20 protein-coding genes are annotated in these 25,962 nt (G+C 67.7%); 11 read left to right on the forward strand and 9 right to left on the reverse strand.

Annotation, left to right across the window (positions count from 1 at the left end; translation table 11 throughout):
• Nucleotides 1–7 precede the first annotated feature (7 nt).
• Together VG543_RS10880 and VG543_RS10885 are read right to left on the reverse strand one after the other, a co-directional pair.
• Nucleotides 8–1,270 carry an amidohydrolase family protein gene (locus VG543_RS10880; protein WP_312544162.1) on the reverse strand — a complete coding sequence of 421 codons (1,263 nt, stop codon included), beginning with the start codon at nucleotides 1,268–1,270 and terminating at the stop codon, nucleotides 8–10.
• Nucleotides 1,270–2,679, reverse strand: a complete 1,410-nt coding sequence (locus VG543_RS10885; protein ID WP_423179212.1) for an amidohydrolase — start codon at nucleotides 2,677–2,679, stop codon at nucleotides 1,270–1,272. The genes VG543_RS10880 and VG543_RS10885 overlap by 1 nt, the downstream gene beginning before the upstream one ends.
• Nucleotides 2,680–2,924: 245 nt before the next feature.
• Here VG543_RS10885 and VG543_RS10890 point away from each other — a divergent pair, with 245 nt between their 5' ends.
• The 3 genes from VG543_RS10890 (at nucleotide 2,925) to VG543_RS10900 (ending at nucleotide 8,003) form a co-directional block, all read left to right on the forward strand.
• Nucleotides 2,925–6,518 carry an autotransporter domain-containing protein gene (locus VG543_RS10890; RefSeq protein ID WP_329848290.1) on the forward strand — a complete coding sequence of 1,198 codons (3,594 nt, stop codon included), beginning with the start codon at nucleotides 2,925–2,927 and terminating at the stop codon, nucleotides 6,516–6,518.
• Nucleotides 6,519–6,643: 125 nt separating this feature from the next.
• Nucleotides 6,644–7,420, forward strand: a complete 777-nt coding sequence (locus VG543_RS10895; protein WP_161770799.1) for an AMP nucleosidase — start codon at nucleotides 6,644–6,646, stop codon at nucleotides 7,418–7,420.
• A gap of 43 nt (nucleotides 7,421–7,463) precedes the next feature.
• Nucleotides 7,464–8,003, forward strand: a complete 540-nt coding sequence (locus VG543_RS10900) for a DUF924 family protein (protein ID WP_006384394.1) — start codon at nucleotides 7,464–7,466, stop codon at nucleotides 8,001–8,003.
• A 108-nt stretch (nucleotides 8,004–8,111) separates the two neighbouring features.
• On the opposite strand, the gene grxD is transcribed toward VG543_RS10900, so the two are convergent.
• Entirely contained in the window at nucleotides 8,112–9,038 is a 927-nt protein-coding gene (gene grxD, locus VG543_RS10905; protein ID WP_026347276.1) for a Grx4 family monothiol glutaredoxin, read from the reverse strand.
• A 59-nt stretch (nucleotides 9,039–9,097) separates the two neighbouring features.
• Between grxD and VG543_RS10910 the strand changes: the two genes are divergently transcribed.
• On the forward strand, nucleotides 9,098–9,877 hold the full coding sequence (locus VG543_RS10910; RefSeq protein ID WP_019662075.1) for a polysaccharide deacetylase family protein: 780 nt from the start codon (nucleotides 9,098–9,100) through the stop codon (nucleotides 9,875–9,877).
• Nucleotides 9,878–9,996: 119 nt separating this feature from the next.
• On the opposite strand, the gene VG543_RS10915 is transcribed toward VG543_RS10910, so the two are convergent.
• From VG543_RS10915 to VG543_RS10925, 3 genes are read right to left on the reverse strand one after another with little or no spacing between them, the layout of a single operon-like run.
• Nucleotides 9,997–10,716, reverse strand: coding sequence for a class I SAM-dependent methyltransferase (locus VG543_RS10915; RefSeq protein ID WP_021203924.1), 720 nt, complete (start codon nucleotides 10,714–10,716; stop codon nucleotides 9,997–9,999).
• Between the two features lie 4 nt (nucleotides 10,717–10,720).
• Entirely contained in the window at nucleotides 10,721–11,338 is a 618-nt protein-coding gene (locus VG543_RS10920) for an SGNH/GDSL hydrolase family protein (protein ID WP_019662073.1), read from the reverse strand.
• A gap of 3 nt (nucleotides 11,339–11,341) precedes the next feature.
• Nucleotides 11,342–12,616 (reverse strand): pyridoxal phosphate-dependent aminotransferase, encoded by a 1,275-nt coding sequence (locus VG543_RS10925; RefSeq protein WP_058983579.1) that lies wholly within the window; start codon nucleotides 12,614–12,616, stop codon nucleotides 11,342–11,344.
• A 114-nt stretch (nucleotides 12,617–12,730) separates the two neighbouring features.
• On the opposite strand from VG543_RS10925, the gene rsgA reads away from it, so the two are divergent.
• The 4 genes from rsgA (at nucleotide 12,731) to VG543_RS10945 (ending at nucleotide 19,174) form a co-directional block, all read left to right on the forward strand.
• Entirely contained in the window at nucleotides 12,731–13,840 is a 1,110-nt protein-coding gene (gene rsgA, locus VG543_RS10930; RefSeq protein WP_021203922.1) for a ribosome small subunit-dependent GTPase A, read from the forward strand.
• A 126-nt stretch (nucleotides 13,841–13,966) separates the two neighbouring features.
• Nucleotides 13,967–15,220, forward strand: a complete 1,254-nt coding sequence (locus VG543_RS10935; protein ID WP_058983574.1) for a flavohemoglobin expression-modulating QEGLA motif protein — start codon at nucleotides 13,967–13,969, stop codon at nucleotides 15,218–15,220.
• A 514-nt stretch (nucleotides 15,221–15,734) separates the two neighbouring features.
• Nucleotides 15,735–18,026, forward strand: a complete 2,292-nt coding sequence (locus tag VG543_RS10940; RefSeq protein ID WP_155030097.1) for a TonB-dependent receptor — start codon at nucleotides 15,735–15,737, stop codon at nucleotides 18,024–18,026.
• Nucleotides 18,027–18,178: 152 nt separating this feature from the next.
• Nucleotides 18,179–19,174, forward strand: coding sequence for a DUF4274 domain-containing protein (locus tag VG543_RS10945; RefSeq protein WP_021204362.1), 996 nt, complete (start codon nucleotides 18,179–18,181; stop codon nucleotides 19,172–19,174).
• Between the two features lie 107 nt (nucleotides 19,175–19,281).
• On the opposite strand, the gene phbB is transcribed toward VG543_RS10945, so the two are convergent.
• The 3 genes from phbB to VG543_RS10960 all read right to left on the reverse strand — a co-directional run bounded on the left by phbB (nucleotide 19,282) and on the right by VG543_RS10960 (nucleotide 22,589).
• Nucleotides 19,282–20,022: an acetoacetyl-CoA reductase gene (gene phbB / locus VG543_RS10950; RefSeq protein WP_021204361.1), complete on the reverse strand. Its 741-nt coding sequence runs from the start codon at nucleotides 20,020–20,022 to the stop codon at nucleotides 19,282–19,284.
• A 24-nt stretch (nucleotides 20,023–20,046) separates the two neighbouring features.
• On the reverse strand, nucleotides 20,047–21,375 hold the full coding sequence (locus VG543_RS10955; RefSeq protein WP_423178596.1) for a CitMHS family transporter: 1,329 nt from the start codon (nucleotides 21,373–21,375) through the stop codon (nucleotides 20,047–20,049).
• Nucleotides 21,376–21,449: 74 nt separating this feature from the next.
• On the reverse strand, nucleotides 21,450–22,589 hold the full coding sequence (locus VG543_RS10960) for an OprO/OprP family phosphate-selective porin (RefSeq protein WP_423178597.1): 1,140 nt from the start codon (nucleotides 22,587–22,589) through the stop codon (nucleotides 21,450–21,452).
• 232 nt (nucleotides 22,590–22,821) lie between these two features.
• Here VG543_RS10960 and VG543_RS10965 point away from each other — a divergent pair, with 232 nt between their 5' ends.
• From VG543_RS10965 to VG543_RS10975, 3 genes are read left to right on the forward strand one after another with little or no spacing between them, the layout of a single operon-like run.
• Nucleotides 22,822–23,511: a response regulator transcription factor gene (locus VG543_RS10965; protein WP_019662067.1), complete on the forward strand. Its 690-nt coding sequence runs from the start codon at nucleotides 22,822–22,824 to the stop codon at nucleotides 23,509–23,511.
• A complete protein-coding gene (locus tag VG543_RS10970; protein WP_031270791.1) occupies nucleotides 23,504–24,895 on the forward strand; it encodes a sensor histidine kinase in 1,392 nt (463 codons plus the stop codon). Before VG543_RS10965 ends, VG543_RS10970 begins: the two co-directional genes overlap by 8 nt.
• Nucleotides 24,892–25,947: an ABC transporter substrate-binding protein gene (locus VG543_RS10975; protein ID WP_111098060.1), complete on the forward strand. Its 1,056-nt coding sequence runs from the start codon at nucleotides 24,892–24,894 to the stop codon at nucleotides 25,945–25,947. Before VG543_RS10970 ends, VG543_RS10975 begins: the two co-directional genes overlap by 4 nt.
• Nucleotides 25,948–25,962 lie beyond the last annotated feature (15 nt).

Consider the following 25,962-nt stretch of genomic DNA (forward strand, 5'->3'; position numbering starts at 1 on the left):
CTGGAGGTCAGGGCTGCGCATTGCGCTGCAGGTAGCGATCACGCAGTTCGGTCTGGCGCGAGCGCATCGGCATCGCACGGCCGCCCAGCCAGACCTGTTCGGCATAGTGCGCCACGTCCAGCGGGTCGCCTTCCCACAGCACCAGGTCGGCGCGCTTGCCGGGCTCGATGCTGCCGATCTGGTCGGCCACGCCGAACGCCTGTGCGGGTACCCGGGTCAGCCCGGCCAGACCGTCGGCCCAGGGCAAACCGTTGGCCACTGCATTGCCAGCCAGTTGGCGCATCTTGCGCGCGTTGTGCGAAGCATCACCACGCTGCATGAACGACACGGCCACGCCCGCACGATGCAGGCGTGCCGCATTTTCCAGGGTGGCACCGATCTGATCGAAGCTGGCCGGCAGGTTGGACAGCACGTCGACAAACACCGGCACCTGGGCAGCGGCCAGCTCCGGCGCCACCTGCCACGCTTCGCTGGCACCGGCGATGGCGATCTTCACCTTCTCGCGGGCGGCCCAGCGCAGCAGCTGGCGGATGTCGGAGGCGCGATCGACCTCCACCACGATGCGGCCGTGGCCGGCCAGGTAGCGGCTGAGCGTGCGGCGCCCGGCCGGCGTCAGCAGTGCGTGCGGCGAGTCGGCGGCAACCTGGCCGCGCGCCTCGTCCACCATCTGCTGCAGCAGCATCCATTGCGCTGCACGCGACTGCCCGGTCAGCTCCACTGCGGCCGACCCCAGGCGCAGGAACAGCGCGCGCGGCCCGAGGGGATCGGCGCTGCCGTCCAGCCGCATCACGCCACCCTGGCCTGCAACGAAGCCGCCGCCGGTGGCCGCCCCCAGGGCGGTGAAGCCGATGCCGTCCAGGCGTGCCACCGGGATCAGCACCGAGGCCGGGTTGTACGCCAGGGTGACATCGAACTCGGGGCGCAACGGTTGTTCGCCGATCTTCAACGTGCTGTCGACCGTGCTCGCTTCACCGGAGACCTCTTCGACGCCGATCTCGGTGATGCCCCCGAACAGCGCCGGTGTCAGCGGGCGGCCATCGGCCTCGACCACGCTGGCCCCGGCCGGGGCGGACAGTCCGCTGCCGACTGCGCGGATGATCCCGCCCTGCACCAGCACATCGGCGTGCTGCAGGCTGCCGCGCGTGCTGGCCGTATGCACGGTCGCGTTGCGCACCAGCAGGTCCTGCGCCTGCGCGGATGCGGAGAGGCAGGCCAGCACCATGACCGTAGCGCCGAGCCATGCCCGGCGACGCTTGTTCAACGCGCCCATCAGTGCACCTCCTGGCCAAGCTGGAAGTCGGAACGTGGCGTGGCCGCAGGTGCGCTGCGGTCGTACAGGCGGCGGCCGTCGATGAAGACCTGCTCGGCCAGCGCGTAGGAACTGAAGGGGTTGCCGTTCCAGACCACCACATCGGCCATTTTGCCCGCCTCCAGAGTGCCGGTCTGGCCTTCAATCCCCAGCGCCCTGGCGGCGTTGGCAGTCATCCAGGTGATGGCGTGCTCGGGGGTGATCTCCGGCATGTGGGCGCGGCGCGCGGCGGCGATCACCTTGGCCGCTTCCTGGTTCAGGCGCTGGATGCCTTCGGGTGAATCGGAATGGACGATGGCGCAGCTGTTCTTCGGCCGATCGACCAGGGCGATGTTCTCCGGAATACCGTCGAAGGCTTCCATCTTGAAGCCCCACCAGTCGGCCCACAGCGCGCCGCAGACGCCGTCGGCGGCCAGCCGGTCGGCCAGCTTGTAGGCCTCCACGCCGTGGTGGAAAGCGGCCACCTTGAAGCCGAATTCCTTGGCCAGGTCGAGCATGGTGGCCATCTCGTCGGCGCGGTAGCAATGGATATGCACGCGGATGTCGCCCTCGATCGCACCGGCCAGCGTGTCCAGCTTGAGATCGCGCTTGCCGCCGGCATCACCGGCGCTGTCGCCCTTGTCGCTGCCGAACCAGCCCTTGCGCTTGGCCGGCTTCGGTTTGTTCTTGGCGATGTAGTCGGCGGCATCGATGAAGGCGGCGCGGTAACCGGCAACGTTGCCCATCCGCGTGGCCGGAGCGACGCCCTTGCCTCCGCCGTACACCCGCTTCGGGTTCTCGCCGCAGGCCATCTTCAGTCCCCACGGTGCGCCGGGAAACTTCATCGCCTGGTAGGTGATGGCGGGGACGTTCTTCAGGGTCACACCACGACCACCGACCAGGTTGGCCGAGCCCGGCAGCACCTGCATGCTGGTCACGCCGCCGGCCAGTGCGGTGGCGAAACCCGGGTCCTGCGGCCACACCGAGTGCTCGGCCCAGACGTTGGCGGTGACCGGTGCGGTCATCTCGTTGCCGTCGCTGTGCGCACCGACACCCGGGCTGGGATACACGCCCAGGTGCGAATGCACGTCGATCAGGCCCGGAGTGACCCACTTGCCCTGTGCATCAATGCGGGTGACAGCGGCATCGGCCTGCAGCTGGCGGCCGACGGCAACGATGCGGCCGTCGCGCAGCAGCACGTCGGCGTTGTCCAGGCGCTGGCCGGTGCCGGTCAGCACGGTGGCGTTCTGGATCAGCACCGGCGCATCGGGATGGGCCTGGTAGGTGCTGGGGTAGGGATCGGTGACAAAGCGCGACGCCCCCACCGCAGGCGCCGTGCTCAATGAAAGCAGTGCCAGTGCCACTCCGGCGCGCAACAACGACGATGCCATGCAGTTCCCCTCGCCAGAAACATGAATCCACCGACGCTAGCCGGGGCCGGTATGGCTTGCCAAGTGACCTTGGACAGGGGCGTGGGGGGTAGGAATTTTCTGATGGAGGATTTGTGAAGGAAATATTAACGTTGGATGAAGCAATGGGCTGATTACGTCTTGCGCTGATCTGTGTCACCAGCTTACGCACCTGCTCCAACGAGGGAGCCGGGCCCGTACCTCTCATGGAATCAAGGACGCAACCGATGACTGCTGCAAAGCTCCGCCGTTCGACCGTTTCGCGCCGTTCCTTCCTCCCCTCGCCGCTGGCGTCGGCCATTGTCGGTTCGTTGCTGGTGGCCACCGCACTGCCGGTACTGGCCCAGGACAGTGACGACGCCCTGGCCCGTTACCAGCTGCAGCGCAGCCTGCAGTCGGCGTTCGCCGCGCAAAGCGGGGTGAGCGCCTCCGCTCCCGCGATGATCGCTCCCTCGGTAGCGATTCCGGTGGCGGCGCTGGCTCCCAGCGCCGGTGCTTCCGCGGAGCCGGTCATGGGCAAGCCCGGCGACGCTGCGAGCTGGCGTACCAGTGAATTCGAACTCGACTGGGGCCTGGCCGCGATCAATGCCGACGTGGCCTATGCGCGCGGGCTGACCGGTGCGGGCATCCGCCTGGGCGTATTCGACAGTGGCACGGGTCTGGACCATCCGGAATTCGCCGGCAAGGACAACCGCAGCATCCGCATCGCCGATCTGATGGCTGACGGCACGCGCTGCACCAATACCACCGCAGTGCGTGGGCCGGCGGCCTGCTTCGCCAGTGATGGCGATGACGTCCAGATCAGCTATGTCGGGTACAACGCCAACGTGCCCGACAACATCCGCAGGATCATCGAGTCGGGCCCCTATGTGCAGCCGGGGATGCAGTTCGAGATCCATGGCACGCACGTTGCTGGCACCATCGCGGCGAACCGGGACGGAAGCGGCATGCACGGTGTGTCCTTCGGTTCGGACCTGACCGTTGGCCGGCTGTTCTCCGACAGCATCCGCGAGTGGCAGCGTACGGCGACTGGCTACTCGGTCGTGACGCTGGGCGCGATCGGCCCGAAAGTCAGCGCCTTCCAGGACCTGTATGCCCAGATGAACGCGCAGGGCGTGCGTGCCATCAACCATAGCTGGGGCCTGGTCACGGAACCGACGACAGCGACGGACATGGACGCGATCTACAACGACCCGGACGACCGCCAGTACCTGAACACCTTTGCCGACGGATCGCGTGCGCGCGGGATGATCCAGGTGTGGGCGGCCGGCAATACCAGTTCGGTCATTCCGACGCCTGCGCAGAGCCCCATCGCCGGCCTCTACGCCACGCTGCCGCGCGCATTCGCCGACATCGAGCCGTACTGGTTGAGCGTGGTCAACGTCGGTACCAATCTGACCCTGAGCAATCGTTCCAACAAGTGCGGCCTGAGTGCCAACTGGTGCCTTGCCGCACCGGGTTCGGACATCGTATCGACCGCCTATGGTGATGATTCCAGCCTGGCCGGCAGCGTCGGCATCGACGCCAACGGCAACGTCAGCCTGGACATCCAGCAGCGCGTGCCTACCTATGGCTATGCGCTGCTGAGTGGAACCTCCATGGCCGCGCCCCACGTCACCGGCGCGCTGGGCCTGCTGTTTGAACGCTTCCCCTATCTGGACAGCGCTCAAGTGCGCGATGTGCTGCTGACCACGACCACCGATCTGGGCGCGCCCGGCATCGACGACATCTACGGTTGGGGCCTGTTGAACCTGGCCAAGGCCATCGAGGGTTACGGTTCGCTGCGCGTGGACACCGACGTGGTGATGAACCAGCGTGCCGGTGGCCTGAAAGTGTGGGAAGGCGATGCCTGGGACAACTGGACCAACGACATCGGCGGCCCCGGCAAGCTGACCAAGAGCGGCATCGGCTGGCTGCGCTTGAGCGGCGACAACAGCTTCAACGGTGCGCTGGTGCGCGAGGGCGTGCTCGAACTGGATGGCGTCAATACGCTCACCGGAGCGGTGGACGTGGCCGGCGGCAGCTTCCTGCTCAATGGCACGTTGAAGAACACTGCGCTGAACAGCCAGGGGGGCTCCAGCCACATCAACGCACGCGGTGTGCTGGATGGCTCCGACCTGAACGTCAACGGTGGCGTGGTCATCTTCGACGGCGTGCAGCGCGGCGCCCACACCTCGGTGGCCGCGCAGGGGACGTTCGAATTGAACGGAAGGCTGGAAAACAGCGCGTTGACCAGCCTGGGCAACAGCCGTGTGAATGCAGGCGGGTTACTCGCAGGCTCCGACCTGACCGTCAACGCTGGCGTGCTGTCGTTCAACGGCACGCAGAGCGGTGGTCACACCCTCGTTGGCCGCAACGGCACACTGAAGGGCATCGGCCAGCTGGGCGATACCACCGTGGCCGGTATCGTTGCACCGGGCAACTCGATCGGCACGCTGACCATCAACGGCGACTACGTGCAGACCGCCACCGGTGTGTACCAGGCCGAGCTGGCCCCGGGCGGGCACAGTGACCAGTTGCGCGTCACCGGTACCGCCACCCTGGGCGGCACCCTGATCGCCCTGCCGGAAGCGGGCACCTATTACCTGGGTGAGCAGTTCAACTTCATCCGTGCCGAGGGCGGAATCCGTGGCCAGTTCGCCACCACCGACTTCAGTGCGTTCTCGCCGTTCCTGAAATTCGGGCTGTCCTATGGCACCGGTGGCGCGCGCATTGAAGTCACCCGTGGCAATCCGCTCGCCAGTGCCGCCAGTACCGACAACCAGCGCGCGGTGGCCACTGTGGCCGACCGGCTGGCGGTCAACCAGGGCCTGCCGCGCCCACTGACCCTGCTGTTCCCTCAACAGGTAGGCGCTGCACTGGACGGCCTCAGCGGCGAGCTGCATGCGGCCACCGCGATGGCCCTGGTCGAGGGCAGCCGCTACGTGCGTGATGCCGCACTGTCGCGCCGCGTCGGCGTACGCGCGCCGGCAGCAGACGGCGACGCCGCCACGGGGGTCTGGGTACAGGCCATCGGTGGCAGCACCACGCTGGACGGCAATGGCAACACCGCACGCACCGAAGCCAACAGCAGCGGCCTGCTGGTAGGCGTGGACCGCGAGATCAACGGCTGGCAGGTGGGCATGCTGGCCGGTACCGGCCGTACCGATGCCAAGCAGCAGGGAGGACGCCGTGCGCGTGCCAAGGTCGACAATACGCACCTGGGGGCCTATGCCAGTCACGACTGGGGCGCCTTCGGCCTGCGGGGTGGCCTGGCCTGGAGCGAGCATGAGGTGAAGAGCACCCGCGAGCTGGCCTTCTCCGGTTACAGCGATACGCTGGCGGCACGCTATGACGGCCGCACCCGCCAGGCGTTCGTCGAGGCGAGCTACCGCTTCGGCGGCCGCGAGGCGGGGTTGGAACCTTACCTGCAGCTCGCACGTGTGGAAGTGGACATGAAGCGCGTCAACGAACGCGGCGGTGCGGCTGCACTGCAGGGTGAGGTGGACGATCTGCGTACCACCGTGGCCACGGCCGGCCTGCGTTTTGACAAGGGCCTGAAGGCTTCGTTCCAGCAGGACAGCTGGCTGCACCTGCGCGGTGGCGTCGGGTACCGCCATGCCAGCGGTGACCGCGACCCGGCGGCCCGCTTCGCCTTTGCCACCGGCAGCGACAGCTTCGTGGTCAGCGGTGCCCCGTTGGCTGACAGGACGGTGGTGGCCGAACTGGGGCTGTCGGCATGGTTGACCACACGCCAGCAGCTGGAGCTGGGCTATAGCGGCCAGTTTGGCGACGAAAGCCGTGACCACAGTGCCAACCTGCGCTGGTCGGTGCGCTTCTAAACCACTGGTTCCCGCAGGGAAACCAGGAGGGCGGCCGCAGGGCCGCCCTTCTTCGTTGCCGGCCCAGGTGTGGGTTGGCCCGTGCACGCCTACAATGGCGGCCCCCACGCCGTACCGGACCGCCCATGAAGAGCAAGCAGGAAATCGTCGACAACTGGCTGCCGCGCTACACCGGCGTGCCGCTGGACCAGTTCGGCCAGCACATCCTGCTGACCAACTTCGGCGGCTACCTGCACACCTTTTCCGAGCTGACCGGTGCGCCCGTCATCGGCCTGGACCGGCCGATGGCCAGTGCCACCATCGACGGCATCACCATGATCAACTTCGGCATGGGCAGCCCCAATGCCGCGATCATCATGGATCTGCTGTCGGCAGTGATGCCCAAGGCGGTGCTGTTTTTGGGCAAGTGCGGTGGCCTCAAGCGCAAGAACCAGCTGGGCGACCTGGTGCTGCCGATCGCAGCGATCCGTGGCGAGGGTACCTCGGGCGATTACCTGCCGCCGGAAGTCCCGGCGTTGCCGGCGTTTGCGCTGCAGCGTGCGGTGTCCACCATGATCCGCGACCGCGGCCACGACTACTGGACCGGCACCGTCTACACCACCAACCGCCGGGTCTGGGAGCACGACGAGGCCTTCAAGGAGCGGCTGCGGGCGATGCGCTGCATGGCCATCGACATGGAAACCGCCACGGTGTTCGCGGCCGGTTTCGCCAACCACATTCCCAGTGGCGCGCTGCTGCTGGTCTCGGACCAGCCGATGATCCCCGACGGGGTCAAGACCGAGGCCTCCGATGCCAAGGTCAGCTCCCAGTTCGTGGAAAACCATATCCAGATCGGTATCGAGGCGCTTAAGCTTATCCGGCGCAACGGCAAGTCGGTCCGCCACCTGCGCTTCGACGAATGATGATGAAGGCCGGACGCGGGGCGTCCGGGCCTGGGAGTAGGTAATGGACGTTGCCGCGCAAGTGGTGGAATTCTGGAAGGAGGCGGGCCCTGCGAAGTGGTTCGCCCGCGACGACGCGTTCGACGCGCAGTTCCGCCAGTTGTTTCTGGATGAGCATTTCGCCGCCGCTTCGCGTGGGCGTGAACACTGGCTGGGCAGTGCCGAGGGCGCACTGGCGCTGATGCTGCTGCTGGACCAGTTCCCGCGCAACTGCTTCCGCGGTACTGCCCATTCCTATGCCACCGATGGCCTGGCCCGGCACTACGCCATGCGCGCCATCGAGGAAGGCCTGGACCTGCAGCTGGTGCCGAAGCTGCGCGCCTTCATCTACCTGCCGTTCGAGCACTCCGAGGACCCGTTGGACCAGGACCGTTCGGTGGCGATGTTCGATGTGCTGGGCGACAAGGAATACCTGCAGTACGCCGAGCTGCACCGCGACATCATCCGTCGCTTCGGGCGCTTTCCGCACCGCAATGCCGTGCTGGGCCGCATCCCCACCCCGGAAGAACTGGATTACCTGGCCGAAGGCGGTTTCGCCGGGTAGATCCACGCCAGGCGTGAATGCAGAAAACGCCGGCGAATGCCGGCGTTTTCTGTACTGGAGTCAGAGCCGCTTCCTGCGGCAAGGGCTCTGACCCCATGCTGCGGCCGATCAGTACTTCGGCACGCCGTTGTCGACGTCTTCCGACCATGCATTGATGCCGCCGGTGACGTTGAACACCTTGGTGAAGCCCAGCGCACGGAACTGTTCGGCGGCCTGCGCGCTGCGGCCACCGTGGTGGCACATGAAGGCCAGTGCGGTGTCCTTGGGCAGGGCTTCCAGCTCGGCACGGCCGTTGCCGTCGAAGGTCTTGAACGGCACGCCCACCGCAGCGATCTCGCGCTCGTCGGCCGGGCGCACGTCCACCAGGGTGATGTTGCCGGCACGCACCAGGTCGTCGGCATCGCGCACGCTGATTTCCTGCACCGGCTTGGGCGCATTCGGGTTGTCGATGGCCAGGCCCTTGCCGCGGATGTCGTCCACCCAGTCGATGGTGATGCCGTTGGCGCGACGCGCGCTGGCCAGGTCGAACTGCACGCGCAGGCCGTTGGACTCGGCGGCGATGGCGCTTTCGTCGTGGGGGGCCAGCTGGAAGTTGGGCTGGAAGCGGGCGTCGATGGTCAGCTGCAGGGCCGCGCCCGGGGCATCGGCCAGCGCGCCCTTGAGCATTTCCACGGCCGCCGGTGTGACGGTGATGCTCGGCGGGGTACGGTCCGGTGCCGGCAGCCCCAGCACGCTGCTCAGCTCGCCGCTGGCGGCCATCTGCAGCACGATGTCGCTGCCGCCGACCAGTTCGCCGTCGATGTACAGCTGCGGAATGGTTGGCCAGTCGCCATAGGCCTTGATGCCTTCACGGATTTCCTGGTCGGCCAGCACGTTGACGTGGGCGAACTCGACGCCCAGGTCCTGCAGGGCGCCGACGGCCTTGGCCGAGAAACCACACTGCGGCATCGACGGCTGGCCCTTCATGAACAGCACGACGCGGTTGGCGTTGAGGATGGATTCGATGCGCGAACGCAGGGCGGGATCGAGGGACATGGACGTCGGGGTTCCGGGAATTCGAATCATCAATTCTACCCCTCATGGCATCATGGGGGATGAGCAACGCAGGAACATTGCATCGCATCCCGACCCGGCCCTGGCGCTGGCTGCCCTGGCTGGTGGCGTCGCAGCTGGCCGTGATCCTGGTCTGGTCGCTGGCGGGCTGGCGGTGGGGCCTGCCGCTGATGGTGACCAGCCACGCGCTCTTTCTGGTGCCGGTGTTCCTGCCCAACTGCCACTTCTACGCACCGGTGCTGAGCCGGGTACCGGAGGCCGGCAACAGCGTCTGGTTGACCATCGATGACGGTCCCGGCCCGGAGACCCGGGCCGTGCTCGATCTGCTGGATCGCCACCAGGCACGTGCCACGTTCTTCCTGGTCGGCGAGCGGGCGCTGGCGCAGCCGGAGCTGGTGCAGGAGATCCTGCGCCGGGGCCACGACCTGGGCAACCACAGCCACAGTCATCCACAGGCGCGCTTCTGGCGGCTGGGCCCGGCAGCGATGCGTGCCGAGATCGAGGGCTGCCAGCATGCGCTGCAGGCGGTGGGCGGTCGCCCGGTGCGCTGGTACCGCTCGGTGGTGGGCATGACCAATCCGTTCGTGGCGCCGGTGTTGAAGGCGCTGGGACTGGTGCGCGTGGGCTGGAGCGCCCGTGGCTACGACGGTGTCGGCTGCACGCCGGAGGGCGTGCTGTCGCGGCTGCTGCCGGACCTGCGCCCGGGCGCCATCGTGCTGCTGCATGAGGGGGCCGCCCACGGCCACAACCTGGCGATCATCGAACGCGTGCTGCAGGCGCTGGACGAGCGGGGGCTGAAGGCGCGGCTGCCGGTTCCGTAACGCCTGGTCCGGGCCGCGGGGAGCAGCCGAGCGTGGGCTCGGCTCTACGAGGGGAGACCTTCCCGTAGCGCCCGAGCCGACGCTCGGGCGGCGGTGCGCAGCACCGGAAGGGCCCAGCATTACAGCGCAGGGCGTTCGGCCACCAGCAACCAGCTGTTGAACGGCGTGCGCCCATGCAGGGGACGCGGGGGGGTCACCTGTAATCCGGCTTCGACCAGCGTTGCCTGCAGCGCCTGCGGATCCGGGTAATGACGGGGGCGGGTGCCCATCCAGCCGATCAGCCAGGCCAGCCGGTCCGCCACCCGGGTAGTGCGGTCGCGGCCATCGCCGGTAGCGAGCGGCGTGCGCAGCAGCAGGCGGCCACCGCGGGCTACCCGTGCACTGGCCTCACGCAGCAGTGCCTGCTGTGGGCCCGCGTCCAGGTACTGCAGCACATCCAGCAGCAGCACATGCCCGGCCTGCGCCGGCAGCGGCGCCTGCACGTCCAGGCAGTCGAAGCGCACAGCGGGCAGGCCGGTGGCGGCACGCTGGGCGCGGGCGATCTTGCCGGCATCCACGTCCACGCCCAGGTAGGGCTGGGAGCCACCGCGCTGGCGCAGCACGTGGGCGAACAGGCCCAGCCCGCAGCCCAGGTCCAGCACCGGTTGCCCGTCGCCAGGCAGGTGCTGCAGCACGCCGTCATACAGCGGGTCGCTGCCCAGCTTGCTGCGGGTGTAGTAGTAGTCGCGGCGGCTGGCCCAGGCGTGCGCGGGGCGGAATGCCTCGGCGATCGCACGGGCCTGCGGTGCGGCCAGGGGAGTGCAGGGCAGGGGCGGGCCGTTCCGTGGCGTGCCGTCCATCGCCTCAGTCCGTTCCGCCGAGCAGGTGGGCGGCGACCGGCAGCGCGCGCGCGCTCCACAGCGCGTACATCCGTGCTGAAGGGTGCAGGCCGTCGTCGGCGATCATCGCCGGGTTGTCGCCCTGGTCACGGCTGATATCGGTGATGTCGACGAAGGCCACGCCCTGCTGGGTGCTGATCACTTCGGCAGCGGCATTGAACTCGTCGGTCTCGATCTCGATCGCGGCCAGGTCACGGCCGCTGCCGATACCAAACGGGGTTGCACCCCAGTCGGGGAAGGACAGCACCAGCACGCGCCCGGCATCACCGCCGGCGAAGCCGATCGCCCGCTCCAACAGGGCCCGGAACTGGCTGCGGTACTCGTCCAGAGGACGCCCGCGGTACTGGTTGTTGACGCCGATCAGCAGGCTGACGAAATCGAACGGCCCCTGCGGCGCGGCCGCATCGATGCCGGCATCGAGTTCGTCGGTGGTCCAGCCGGTGGTTGCAATGGTCTGCGGATCGGACAGCTCAATGCCCTGCGCACGCAGGGCGGCGGCAAGCTGGTGCGGCCAGCGGCCTTCGACGGCAACCGCTTCTCCGATGGTGTACGAGTCGCCCAGCGCCAGGTAGGACAACGCCACGGCTCAGGCCACCGAACGGCGCGGCTTCAGGGGCACGACCTTGGTGGCGTCCTCGGCACGGCGCGCCAGCACGCGGTCGATGCGTGCGAACACATCGCGCATGACCGAGGCTTCCGGCAGCAGGGTCACGCGGAAGTGATGGCGGTAAGGCACGTTGAAGCTGGAGCCCGGTACGACCAGCACGCCTTCGTTGTTCATCAGGTCCAGGGCGAAGGTGTGGTCGTCGAAGCCCTTGGCGGCGGCACCGACCACGGCCGGGAACGCGTACAGCGCGCCGGCCGGGGCAACCAGCGACAGGTGTTCGCTGGCCTCGCAGGCCTCGATCACCGCGCGCCGGGTTTCATACAGACGGCCGCCGGGGGCGCACAGCTCGGAAATGGTGTCCGGGCCGTTCACTGCCGCGTCGATGGCGTACTGGCCAGGCACATTGGCACACAGGCGCAGCGCGCTCAGCAGGTCCAGCGCGGCGCGGAAATCGCCCAGGCGTGCGTCGTCGCCACTGAGGTGCGCCCAGCCCACGCGCCAGCCGCAGGCGCGGTGCACCTTGCTCAGGCCGCTGAAGGTCAGGCACGGATGGTCGCCGGCCAGCGGCGCGACCGGCTGGAACACCGCGTCGTCGTACAGGATCTGGTCGTAGATCTCGTCGACCAGCAGCAACAGGTTGTGGCGGCGCGCGATCTCGACCACGCGCTCCAGCAGTTCGCGCGGGTAGCTGGCGCCGCTGGGGTTGTTCGGGTTGATCAGCACGATGGCGCGGGTGCGCGAGGACACCAGCGTCTCGATCTCGGTCGGGTCGGGCTGGAAGCCGTTTTCCGGCGCGCAGCGGTAGTACACCGGGCGGCCGTCGTTGAGGATGGCCGCGGCCGACCACAGCGGGTAGTCCGGCGAGGGCACCAGCACTTCATCGCCCGGGTTCAACAGCGCCCGCAGCGACAGATCGATCAGTTCGCTCACGCCGTTGCCGACGAACACCCGGTCCGGATGCGCATCGGGCGCACCGCGGCGCGCATAGGCGGCGGCAATGGCTTCGCGTGCGACCGGCAGGCCCTGCTGGTGGGTGTAAGGGTCGGTACGGCCCATGTCATCGGCAATCGCGCGCTGCAGGTGCTCGGGCGCACGGAAACCGAAGTTGCCCGGGTTGCCGATGTTGAGCTTGATCAGCTTGCGGCCCTGCGCCTCCAGTTCCCGGGCTCGCCGCGCCAGTTCTCCGCGGATTTCGTAGCGCACTTCGGAAAGGCGCTCGCGGATGGCCAGGGGCTTGGGCGAGGTGGTGGACATGGGAGCTGGGCCGTCAAAAGGCATGGGGCTTCCATCCTACCGGAATTGCTGCACTGCATGGCAAGGGCTCCGGGCCCGCCATTGCTGGGCTGGCAGGGTGTCGGCACAGGTAGAATGGCCGCGATGACCCAGACCCCCGATTTCATCGCCCTGCAGACCATTGGCTGGCCCTGGCCGGGCCCGGCGCAGCAGGCCGACTGGCAGGCCGCGATGGCCACGCATCCGCAGGCCCGCCCGGCGCGGGTGATCGAGCAGCACCGCACCCACTACGTGGTGGCCGATGGCCCGGATGCGTCGATCAAGGCCGAGTCGCTGCCGGAATGGCAGCGCCCGCGCTTCCCCAGCCATGAACGGCCGGCGGTGGGCGACTGGGTGCTGCTCGATGGCATCCGCATCGTCGCCCTGCTGCCACGGCGCACCGCGATCAAGCGTGGTGCCGCGGGTGAGCACTACCACCAGCAGGTGATCGCGGCCAACATCGATACGGTGTTCATCGTCTGTGGCCTGGACGCTGACTTCAATCCGCGCCGCATCGAGCGCTACCTGCTGCTGGTCGGCGGTGGCGGTGCCGAACCGGTGGTGGTGCTGACCAAGGCCGACCAGACCGAATACAGCGAGGACGCGCTGGCAGTGCTGGAAGAACTGGAGATGCAGGGCATCGCCTTGCATGCGATCAACGGCCTGGACGCCGACAGCGTGGCGGTGCTGCAACCGTGGCTGGGCCCCGGCCGCACGGTGGTGCTGGTCGGCTCCTCCGGTGCCGGCAAGTCCACGTTGACCAACACGTTGCTCGGCGAGCAGCGGATGAGGACCAACGCGGTGCGTGCCAACGATTCGCGCGGGCGCCACACCACCACGCACCGCGCGCTGATGCCGCTACCGACCGGTGCCTGCCTGATCGACACCCCCGGCATGCGCGAGCTGAAGCCGACCGGTGAAGAGACGCTGTCCGAAGGCGGCTTCGCCGATATCGAAGCGCTGGCCGCACAGTGCCGCTTCAACGACTGCAAGCACCAGCAGGAACCGGGCTGTGCTGTTCGCGCAGCGATCGACGCGGGCGAGATTGAAGAGAGCCGGCTGCTGAACTACTTCAAGCTGAAGGAAGAAGTGGCCGTGGCCGCAGCGAAGCTGGCCGTACGCCAGGCCGAGACCGCGCAGGAACGCGGCGGCAGGAAGGGCAAGGGCCAGCAGTTCCGGCCGGCGGGGAAGCCGCGTAGGCGGTAACAAGGCAGCCGAGCATGGGCTCGGCTCTACAGCTGGTCCGCGGTGGAGTCATTTCATGTAGCGCCCGAGCCGATGCACGGGCGGCGGCGCACCGCGCCGGGCACGGCAGGGCGTTATAGTCCGCGCATGGAACCGACTGCGACGCTGGACCGTGACGTGGCCCACCATGCAGCGCTCGATGCGCGCCTGGTCGAGGCCGTGGGGGGCATCCGCCTGCTGGGCCTGACCAGCTGGCCGGCCACGGTGCAGGCCCCGTTCCTGGAAAGCGTGGCGCGCGGCCAGCCGGTGCTGCCGAAAGTGGATTACCCCCGGCTCGACTTCAGCGAGGAGCGCCGTGCGCTGGCCGCGATCGCCGGCGACTGCGATGACAGCCACCCGCTGGGCCACTATGTGCAGCAGTCGGCGCAGAGCTGGGATCTGGCCGCGCAGCTGTTGGAGGGGCTGGGCACTGCGGCAGTCGATACCTGTTCGGTGCAGCTGTTCGGCGCACCCGAGCAGCCGCTGCCGGGCAATGGTCCGAGCACGCGCGACGCAGCGCGCCACTTCATCCAGATCGCTACCGAACTCGATCACGAACTGCTGGCGCCGGAAGAGCAGGTGCCGGTCTCGGCCATTGCCCTGCAGCTGCAGCTGCAGAATGACCTGGATGCGTTCTTCGAATCGCGCATCATCCAGGTGCAGCTCGATCCAGAGCTGGTGTCCAAGGCCGCTGCCGGACCGACCCGCATCCGCCTGCGTACCAGCGCGCGCTTCAGCGCTTACGACCGCGCGCAGCTGTTCCACCATGAAGCGCTGGTGCATTCGCTCACCGCATTGAACGGTCGCGGCCAGCCGGTATTGCCCAGCCTGGCACTGTCCTCGCCACGGGTGACGGCGACCCAGGAAGGGTTGGCCACGTTCGCCGAGCAGATCACCGGCAGCATCGACATCGAGCGCCTGAAGCGGATCAGCCTGCGCACCGAAGCGATCGCGATGGCACGCGAAGGCGCCGACTTCATCGAAGTGTTCCGCTATTTCTGCGATGCCGGGCAGAACCCGGAGGAGAGTTTCGCCTCGGCACAGCGCGTGTTCCGTGGCGTGCCGCCCAATGGCGGCCTGGCGTTCACCAAGGACACGGTGTATCTGCGCGGGCTGGTGTCGGTGCATACCTTCTTCCGGCACATGCTGGCCGAGGACCGCCTGCAGGTCTGCCGCTGGTTGTTCGCCGGCAAGATGAGCCTGGCCGATGCGATCGCGTTCGCGCCGCTGTTCGAAGCGGGTGTGCTGAAGCCGCCGCGCTGGCTGCCGCACTGGGTGAGCCGGGCGAACGGCCTGGCCGGCATGCTGGCGTTTTCGCTGTTCGCCAACCGCATCCGCATGGACCAGCTGGCGCCGGAGTAATAGCGTTCAGAGCCGAGGTCGGATCCCCGCGAAATGTATCCACGCATGGCGAGGATCTACAGTAGATCCACGCCATGCGTGGATGAAATCTGTCAGATATCGATAAACAACATGGGGTCAGAGCCCGTTGCTACGCAACGGGATCGACCCCATGCCATTCCAACAGCTCGCGGCCAACTGTCGAAGGCGGGGTGGGTCCGGTTGCGGGGGTGTCTGCGGCATGGATGCCGCGGCCAAGCCTACACGGACGGACTTGCGGCGTCCCCCGCAACCGGGCCCCCCCCCCCCCCCCCCCCCACCCCGCCCTCCCACGGAATGCACGCTTTTGACGTTGCCGTGAGCAGGTGCAGGGCGGCAGCCCTGCCGACACACCCACCCCCACACCCACAAACGAGACGCGCGTCACCGCCCGCAACACGCGCGCCGCTTCGTAAACAACCTTTCATCTTCCATTCGCATAGTGGCGGCGCGCCGCGCGCAGACGCGCCGGTCTTCCCCCATGCAATGGACTCACATGCAGACCCGATATCTGACGATCGCCGTGGCAATTGCCCTTTCCGCCGCCGCCAGCACCCATGCCGCCGAAACCACCGACGCCAGCACCGATGCCGCGCTGAGCGCGCAGACGCTGGATACCGTCTCCGTGATCGGCCAGGGCGAGACCCGCCAGGTGCAGCGCATCACCGCGGTCGACAAGCAGGTGCTGCCTCCAGGTACCAGTGGCCAGAAGATCCTCGACCGCCTGCCGGGCGTGTCGGTGCAGTCCAACGATGCCTTCGGCGCGAACGAAGAATCGCAGACCATCAGCCTGCGCGGCTTCGACAAGAGCCGCCTCGGCTATACGCTGGACGGCATCCCGCTGGGCGACAACAGCTACGGCAACTACAACGGCCTGAGCATCGCCCGCGCGATCATCGCCGAGAATCTGGCCGGTGCCGAGTTGTCGCAGGGCATCGGTTCGCTGGGCGTGGCCTCGACCAGCAACCTGGGCGGCACCATCCAGTACTTCTCGATGGACCCGTCCACCGAGTTCGGTGGCCGCGCCAGCGTCACCGTCGGCGACGACAGCCAGCGCCGTGGCTACCTGCGCGTGGATACCGGTGACATCAACGGCTTCTCGGCCTATGTGTCCGGCGTGCACCAGGACCAGGACATGTGGGCCGCGCCCTACCAGAACCAGACCACCCGCCAGTTCAACGCCAAGGCCGTATGGAACGTGGGCGACCATCGCTTCGGTGCGTTCGTGGCGACCTCGCGCGCCAGCCAGGCCAACTATGCCTACCTGTCCAAGGACATGCTGGCGCGTGGCCTGGGCTGGGACTGGAACATCTACGCACCGGACTGGGACCGTGCTGTCGCCGCAGCCTATTGCGCGCCGGGCACCTACAACAAGGCACGCTGCAAGTTCAGCGGCGGCGTCAACAGCATCGACGATGCCTACTACCAGAGCCGCGCATTGCGCGACGACAATCTCTATTCGGTCGATGCCGACCTTCGCCTGGGCGAGCAGGGCCGCCTGAAGCTGCTGGCCTACCACCACGACAACCGTGGCCAGGGCCACTGGTGGGCACCGGGCCAGCCATCCTACCCGGGCACCGACAGGATGCTGCCGATCTCGATCCGCAGCACCAACTACACGATCAACCGCGATGGCCTGACCGCCGCATTGTCGTGGACGGTGGGCATCCACGAACTGGAAGCCGGCCTGTGGTACGAGCAGAACGACCATAACGTGTCGCGCAACTTCTACTACATCAGTGGCCCGTTCCTGGACGACCTGTACCTGAAGAACCCCGACCGCCTGCTGTTCAACCAGGACTTCGACATCCGCACGCGCCAGTTCTACGTGCAGGACCGCATGCGCTTCCTGGGCCAGCGCCTGACCGTGGATGTGGGCATCAAGAGCCCGAACACCCGCATGCGCGCCACCGCCAAGCCGGGCGTGGAAACCCGCATCGCCTCGGGCACGCTGACCGCCAAGGAATCGGTGCTGCCGCAGGTGGGCCTGGGCTTCAAGCTCAGCGCCAACAACGAGCTGTTCGCCTCCTACGCCGAGAACATCGCCGCCTTCGTCGGCGGTGGCAGCGGCGGCCCGCTGCAGGTGTCGCCGGAATCGTTCGCGGCCAGCGCCGGCCTGGAGCCGGAGAAGTCCAAGAGCCTGGAAGCCGGCTTCCGCACTTTCGGTGAGAAGTACCAGGCCTCGATCGCTGCATACAACGTCAAGTTCGACAACCGCCTGCTGTCGCTGAACCCGTGTTCGAGCATCGAAGTCGGCACGCGCCCGGAGTGCGTGACGCGCTTCATCAACGTCGGTTCGGTGAAGAGCCATGGCGCGGAACTGACCTTCATCCTCAAGCCGATTGATGGCCTGCAGTGGTACAACGCGCTGTCCTGGAACAAGACCACCTACGAGGATGACTACACCTCGGGCGGTGCGATCGTACCGGTGGCCGACAAGATCACGGTGGATACGCCGCAGCGCATGGCCTCCAGCGAGATCAGCTGGAACCGCGACGGCTTCTTCGCCAGCCTGCGTGCCAAGTACACCGGCAAGCGCTACTACACCTACACCAACGACCAGTCGGTGCCGGGCGTGACCACCTTCGACGCTGGTGCAGGCTACGACTTCGGCCCGGGCCTGGGCCTGCGCAACGTGCGGGTGTCGTTGAACGCGACCAACCTGACCAACAAGCGCTATGCCGGCCAGCTGAGTTCGTTCGCACCCACGGACCCGAACGGCACGCGCTACGCGATCCACGCCAGCGCACCGCGCCAGGTGTTCATGACCGTCGCCGCCGAGTTCTGATGCGATGGGGTCAGAGCCCTTTCGCGCGCGAAAGGGATCTGAGCCCGATTCGGGGCATGGCCGGGGTCGGATCCCTTTCGCCTGCGAAAGGGATCTGACCCCGGTGCAAGGGGCCGCTAGACTGCACGGGCACTGAGCAACGGACACCCCACGTGACCCCCGACGACTACCACGCGTCCTGCAGCCGCCTGCTGCAGGACTACCTGCACACCGCTTCGCCCGAGCAACGCCACATCTACGTTGCACGGCGCAACTACGATGACAGCCCCGACGTGCTGGCCTGGCTGGCAGAGCAACGCGATCTGGACCGTGCCACGGCACTGCTGATGCACGCATCACTGGGCGCAGGCCGGTTCGCCCAGTACGCAGACGCCAGCGAGGTGCCCGGCCACGAGCAGGCGGCGTACGCGCTGGTCCGTCGCATCGAGCAGCGGTGCCTCGATGGCTTCTACGCCGACCATGGGCTGGACTTCGATCCGTTTGCCGAGGCGGTCGATGATGCGTACGACGATGGCCTGCCGTTCCCGATCGCGCAGCAGTTGCACGATCTGGCCGCAGCCTTTGAACCCGAACGCGGCCCGGCACTCGGTGATGCCACCGCAGGTGATGTCGATATCTGGGCGGAGGTCGTGCCCCCAGCACTCTCACCCGTAGCAACCGCGTCGGATCCGGGCTGGCCGCTGCTCGTCTCGTTCCTGCAGCAGGCCACGCCGCAGCAGCGCCATCAGCTGATGCTGTTCGCCGACACCCACACCCTGTCCGATGCGCTGCAATGGCTGCTTGAACAGCCGTCGTTGGCCGCATCCAGCGCACTGGCGCTGTACTGGAACCTGGGGGCGTCCTGGTACGTGCCGTTTGCCACGGTCGACGATGTGCCTGCATCGCACCGCCACACCGCCGCGGTGCTGCGTGGCATCGAACAACGGCTGGCCGAGGGCGGCTACGCTGACCAGGGCCTGGGCTTCGACCTGGCGCAGAACCGGCCACGCTTCCCGGCCCGTTGGCCCGGCCGGCCGGTGCTGCGCGCGGTTCCCGAGGCGATGTGGTTGCCGCGCGACGGCCAGATCGTGGAGGAGTCCGACGAGGTGGATTTCATCTCCGGCCTGCCGGAGGAGGTGGCTGGCGCACTCGCGCAGGCGCGCGGATAGACCGCGGAGCGCATCGGGGTCAGAGCCCTTTCGCATGCGAAAGGGATCTGACCCCAGGGGCGACCGAGCATCCACGCATGGCGTGGATCTACTGCAACGCGCGGGGGTCAGCCCATGTACAACCCACCATTGACCGCGTAATCGGCGCCGGTCACGTACGAAGCCTCGTCCGATGCCAGCCAGCCCACCAGCCCGGCTACTTCCTCCGGCCGACCCAAGCGGCGCACCGGCACCGAGGCGGCCAGCCGGTCCAGCACATCCGGCGGGAAGCTGCTGATCGCCTGGCTGGCGATGTAGCCCGGCGACAGCGTGTTGACGGTGACCCCGCGCGACGCAACTTCGGCAGCCAGTGCACGGCTGAAGCCATGCATCGCGGCCTTGGCGGTGGCGTAGTTGACCTGGCCGATCTGGCCCTTGTGGGCGCTGACCGAGCCGATGTTGATGATGCGGCCCCAGCCGCGCGTGGCCATGCCGTCGACCACCTGCTTGGTGAGGTTGAACAGCGCGTTGAGGTTGGAGGCGATCACCGCGTTCCAGTCCTCCACCGTCATCTGGCGGAACAGCAGGTCGCGGCTGCCGCCGGAGTTGTTGACCAGTACATCGACCTCACCGACTTCGGCGCGGACCTTGGCGAACGCCGCGCTGGTCGAGGCCCAGTCGGTCGCGTTGCCTTCGGAGGCGATGAAGTCGAAGCCCTGTTCGCGCTGCTCGCGCAGCCAGTTGGCCTTGCGCGGCGAGTTCGGCGCGCAGCCGGCAACCACGGTGTGGCCGCTGCGGGCCAGGCTCTGGCAGATGGCAGTGCCGACACTGCCCATTCCACTGGTGACGTAAGCGATTCGAAGCGTCATTGCAGAAGGCTCCTTGGCAAAGGGTCAGGCGGCAAGGGGATACAGGCCGAACAGCAGGCTGCCGATCATCAGCAGCATCGAGATGGCGATGGCCCACTTCAGGGTGAACTTCTGGTGGTCGGCGAATTCGACCTTGGCCAGGCCCACCAGCAGGTAGGTGGACGGCACCAGCGGGCTGAGCAGGTGCACCGGCTGGCCGGCCAGCGAGGCGCGCGCCATTTCCACCGGGGTGATGCCGTAATTGCCGGCGGCCTCGGACAGGATTGGCAGCACGCCGAAGTAGAACGCGTCGTTGGACATGAAGAAGGTGAACGGCATCGACGCCACCGCCGTGATCACCGCCAGGTACGGGCCCCACGATTCCGGAATCACGGCCAGGAAGCTGTGCGACATCGCTTCGACCATGCCGGTGTTGTTGAGGATGCCGGTGAAAATGCCTGCGGCGAAGATCAGTGACACCACCGACAGCACGTTGCCGGCGTGGTTGACCACGCGGCGGCGCTGCTCGGCCAGGTTCGGATAGTTGATCACCAGGGCGATGGCGAAGCCGACCATGAACAGCACCGGCATCGGCAGCACGCCAATGATCAGCGCGGTCATCAGCGCCACGGTCAGCGCAAGGTTCACCCACAGCAGCTTCGGACGCTTGATGTCCTCGGCGTCTTCCATAGTCGGCAGCGGGTTGCTGTCATCGGACACGCTGTTGTCCATCCAGCTGCCGCCCTTGGGCAGGGTCACCACGCCGAGGCGACGGCGTTCCTTCAGGCCCAGGTACCAGGCCAGCAGCAGCACGCCGGCACAGGCGATCACCATCGACGGGATCAGCGGCACGAACACGTCGGCCGGGTCCACGTGCAGCGCGGTGGCCGCGCGTGCGGTCGGGCCGCCCCACGGGGTCAGGTTCATCACGCCGCCGGCAAGGATGGTCACGCAGGTCATGTTCAGCGCGTTCATGCCCAACCGCTGGTACAGCGGCAGCATCGCCGAGACGGTGATCATGTAGGTGGTCGAGCCATCGCCATCGAGCGAGATCAGCATCGCCAGCACCGCGGTGCCAAGCACGATCTTCATCGGGTCGCCCTTGACGAAGCGCAGGATCACCCGCACCAGCGGATCGAACAGGCCGGCGTCGATCATCACCCCGAAGTAGAGGATGGCGAACATCAGCATCACGCCGGTGGGTGCGATCTTCTTGATGCCCTCCAGCATCATCTCGTCGATGCCGGCACCGAAGCCACCGATCAGCGCGAACAGGATGGGGATGGTAATCAGGGCGACGAGCGGCGACAGGCGCTTGCTCATGATCAAGTACATGAACGTAATGACCATGCCAAAGCCGAGGATGCTCAGCATCATCTGCGGACTCCTTGCGAAAACAGGACGTGGGGAGTGGAAGGGGCCCGGGCGGAATGCCCGGAATGTCGGGCCTAGAAGTCGTACTGCAGGCGGCCGGTGACCGCGCGCGTGCGGTCCACCGTCACCCCGGCCAAGCGGTCGCGGTTGCGGCTTTCGATCACGTTGAGCATGAAGCGCAGGTTGTCGCGCAGGTACCAGTTGCCACCCAGCGTCCACGCCTCGGTGCTGCCGCGGCGCAGGTCCGGCGCACCATCGAGATGCTGCGCGCCCCACATCTGGTCGTAGCGCAGCGCCACTTCGAACGCGCCGGCCTTGTGGCGGATGTCCTTCACCCGCGCGAAGCGGCCGGTCTTGCGGTCGTAGGCACGGCTTTCGCCGGTGACGAACCAGCTGAGCATGCCGTAGGCCGCCATCACGTCGCCGCGTTGGGCGCCATCATCGAAGGTGGCGCCACTGAACTCGCCCTGCCACGACAGCGCGCCGCGCACCTGCGCGTATTCCAGCGACCACTTGTTGACGTCGGTATCGCGGCCGGCGGAGAAGTCGACCAGGGTCAGGCGGCTCTCGTCGGACAGGTGCCCGGCCGGGCGCGGGCGGATACGCAGGCCGGGCACGCCGTTGGCACCCGGGTTGTCGTAGGCCTCACGGGCCAGCGACAGGCCCAGGTGCAGCACGTCGCCGTCGCTGGGCGAGGGTGCCCAGGTGACGCGGCCACCCGCCGCACGGCCCTTCACCTGCCAGGCGTCGATGCTCTCCAGGCTGTAGAGGCTGGCCGCCCAGGTGAAGTCACCGGGGTTGGCCTGCCAGGACGCGCCCAGTCGGTACAGCGGCGCCAGCGTGGTGCCGGCATTGCCGCGCTCCAGGAAGCTGCCGTAGTTGGAGCTGGTGCGGTCATCCAGCGAGAAGTACTGCTTGAACTGGCCGACGGTCAGCTTGCCGGCCTTGCCGAAGCTGCGCGCCAGGTACACGTCCTTGGCCTCGACGCGGTCGCCGGAGAAATCGGCTTCCAGCTTGTAGTCGACCACGAAGAACTTGCCGGACACGTCAACCCACGCACGGCGGATTTCGGTGTCGTCCTTGTTCGGGGTGCCCCGGTTGTCATTATCGAAGGTGGCGAAGTCCAGGTGCAGGCGGCCACCCAGGGTGGCGGTGACCGGACGGTCGTCTTCGGCAGCGAAGGCCGGCGCCGACAGGACAGCCAGCGCCATCATGGCGGCAGGACGCCGCCAGGCAAACGTGAATTCCACAAACCCTCCCAGGTGCGCGCCAGGCGCGCGGCAATCGTGGGCACCGGACGGTGCGCGGCCGCAGTCTGGGTCGGGCAAGCTGTCATCGTCCTGTCAACGATTTGTGCGGTGCAGCGTAAATGGTCGCCAGGCATGGCCCGGCGGGCGGCCCCGGCGTCATGCGGTAGCATTCGCTTCCCCTCCCACCGTCGTGCCCATGCGCCTGCTGCTGGTCGAAGACAACCCGGATCTGGCCGATGCGATCATCCGTCGCATGCGTCGCAGTGGCCATGCCGTGGACTGGCAGGCCGACGGCCTGGCCGCTGCCAGCGTGCTGCGCTACCAGAGCTTCGACCTGGTGGTGCTGGATATCGGCCTGCCCAAGCTGGACGGCCTGCGCGTGCTGGCCGGCATGCGCGAGCGCGGTGACAGCACGCCGGTGCTGATGCTGACCGCGCGCGATGGCATCGAGGATCGCGTGCAGGCGCTGGATGTGGGCGCCGACGACTACCTGGGCAAGCCCTTTGACTTCCGCGAGTTCGAAGCACGCTGCCGCGTACTGCTGCGGCGCGCGCGTGGGCAGGCCAGCGAAGTGGTGCAGATTGGCGGCTTCCAGTTCGACAACGCTGCGCACCGGGTCAGCCTCGACGGGGAGCCGATCGAACTGCCCAATCGCGAGTACCGCCTGCTGGAGATCCTGGTCGGCCGTCTTGGCCAGGTGGTCGGCAAGGACGAGATCGGCAACGGCCTGTTTGGTTTCGATGACGAAGCGGGCCCGAACGCCATCGAGTTGTATGTTGGCCGCCTGCGGAAAAAGCTGGCCGGCGCACCGCTGCGCATCACCACGGTGCGCGGTGTCGGCTACCTGCTGGAAGCCAGCGATGGCAGCGCCGACGCCGATGGCTGACGCACGCGCTGCGAACGCCGCACCGGGTTCGCTGCGGCGCACGCTGCTGCTCTACCTCGGCGCGCTGCTGGCGGTATTCGCGGTGGCGCTGCTGTTCGCCGCGCGCGACTATGGCCAGCGTGCGGCAAACCGTTCCTACGATCACCTGCTGGTGTCTTCGGCGCTGTCCATCGCCGATTCGGTGGCGCTGGTCGACGGCCAGTGGCAGGTCGATCTTCCCTATGCGGCGCTGGACCTCCTGGCGATGGCCCCGGAAGACCGCGTGTTCTATCGGGTGGCCGACAGCCGCGGCAACCTGATCACAGGTTATGGCGATCTGCCGTCGCCGCCGCGCCGTCCGGGCACGCAGCCGCAACTGTTTGATGCGGCGTACAGCGGCGAGACCGTGCGCTTCGTGGTGGTCGGCCGCAGTTTCGCCGCGGCCTCGGCGCAGGGCGAGGTGCAGGTGCAGGTGGGCCAGACCCGGCGTGCGCGCGAAGCCGTCGCGCAGGACATGGTCAATCGCGCACTGCTGGCGATCGGCGTGCTGTCCGGCCTGCTGCTGGCGCTGGTGGCGTTTGGCGTGCACCGCGCGTTCCGCCCACTGGTGCGGGTGGAACGCGAGCTGTCGCGCCGCGAACCGTCCGACCTGAAGCCCCTCGACGCGCGCGTGCCGCGCGAGATGGACCAGATGGTGGCGGCGTTGAACCGCTTCATGGAACGCCTGTCCAGCAGCAACGAGACACTGCGCGCATTCATGGCCGAGGCCGCGCACCAGATGCGCACGCCGTTGGCTGCCCTGCGCGCGCAGGCACAGCTTGCGCTGGACGACGACGACCCCGAAGACATGCGGCGCAGCCTGCAGGCGATCGAGCGCAATGCTACCCACATGAGCCGGTTGCTGAACCAGCTGCTCAGCGATGCCAGTGTGATCCATCGTTCGCATCTGCAGCGCTTTGCAGCGGTGGACCTGGCCGAGACCGTGCACCAGGCCCTGCATGAAGCGCTGCCGCAGGCCGGTCCGGCGCCGCGCGTGCAGTTGGCGATGACCGCCGAACCGGCACTGGTGCACGGCGATGCGCTGCTGCTGCGCGAGGCGATCAAGAACCTGGTCGACAACGCACTGAAGTACGGCGGTGACGGCGACCTGCAGATTGCCCTTACCGTGGAAGGCGAGCAGGCCGTGCTGACCATCGCCGACCACGGCGCAGGCATCGCCCCGGCCGATGCCGAGCGCGTATTCGAGCGTTTCGCACGTGGCGAAGGCGCGCCCTCAGGTGGTGCCGGGCTGGGCCTGGCCATCGTCAAGCGCGTGGTCGACAGCCATGGCGGCCGCATTGACCTGAGCAACCGCCCGCAGGGCGGGCTGGTCGCCACCATCCGCCTGCCACGGAGCAGTCCATGATCCGCCTGTTCGCTGCTGCCGTTGCCTTGCTGCTGGCCCTGCCGGTACTGGCCGCGCCCGGCGACGTACGCCGTTTCCCGGCCCAGGCAAAGGCCACTGCGCAGCTGCGCATTCACGGCACCACCGACATCGAAGTGTTCGCGGTGGTGATCGCCGATTACCAGCGCCTGCATCCCGGCACCGAGGTGGTGTACGAGGACATCATCACCCAGGACCTGTACGCGCGTTACCTGCACGACCGCGCCGGACCGGCATCGCCGGACCTGCTGATCTCCAGCGGCATGGATCTGCAGACCAAGCTGGTCAACGATGGCCACGCGCTGCCACACCGTTCGGCGCAGACCGCCGCACTGCCGGCCTGGGCACAGTGGCGCAACGAGGCGTTCGGTATCAGCTACGAGCCGGTGGTGATGGTCTACAACACCCGCATGCTGCCGGCCGCGAAGGTGCCGCACACGCGTCGGCAGCTGCTGGACCGGCTGCGCGCCGAGGGAGCACCGCTGCGCGGCAGGGTCGGCACCTATGACATCGAGCGCAGCAGCGTCGGCTACCTGCTGTCTACCCAAGATGCGCAGCGTGGCAGCATCGCCGGTGCGTTGCTGGGCGCGCTGGGTGACAACGACGTGGTGCGCGAGGAGCGCACCGGCGTGCTGCTGGACAAGGTGGCCAGCGGACAGCTGTCGCTGGTCTACAACGTGCTCGGCTCCTACGCACAGGCGCGCGTCGACGCGGGTGCCCCGCTCGGCATTGTGGAGCCCGAGGACTACACGCTGGTGGTGCTGCGTACCGCAGTGATCCCGCGTACCGGCCCACACCCGGAAGAAGCCCGGCGCTTCCTCGACTACCTGCTGTCGCCACGCGGCCAGCAGGTGCTGTCGCGCGAGGCACGGCTGATGCCGATCGTGACCGGCAACGCGCGCGGCGATGATGCGCCGGGCCGCAGCCGCCGCCCGATCCAGCTCGGCCCGGGCCTGCTGGTGTACCTGGACGCGCTCAAGCGTCGCCAGTTCCTCGATGCCTGGCGCAGCAGCGTCGAGCCGGCCGGGCGCTGAGGCGGCGACCTGCCC

The organism is Stenotrophomonas sp. CASM101, assembly GCF_049384845.1.
In the GTDB taxonomy this organism is placed as follows: Bacteria; Pseudomonadota; Gammaproteobacteria; order Xanthomonadales; family Xanthomonadaceae; genus Stenotrophomonas; species Stenotrophomonas hibiscicola.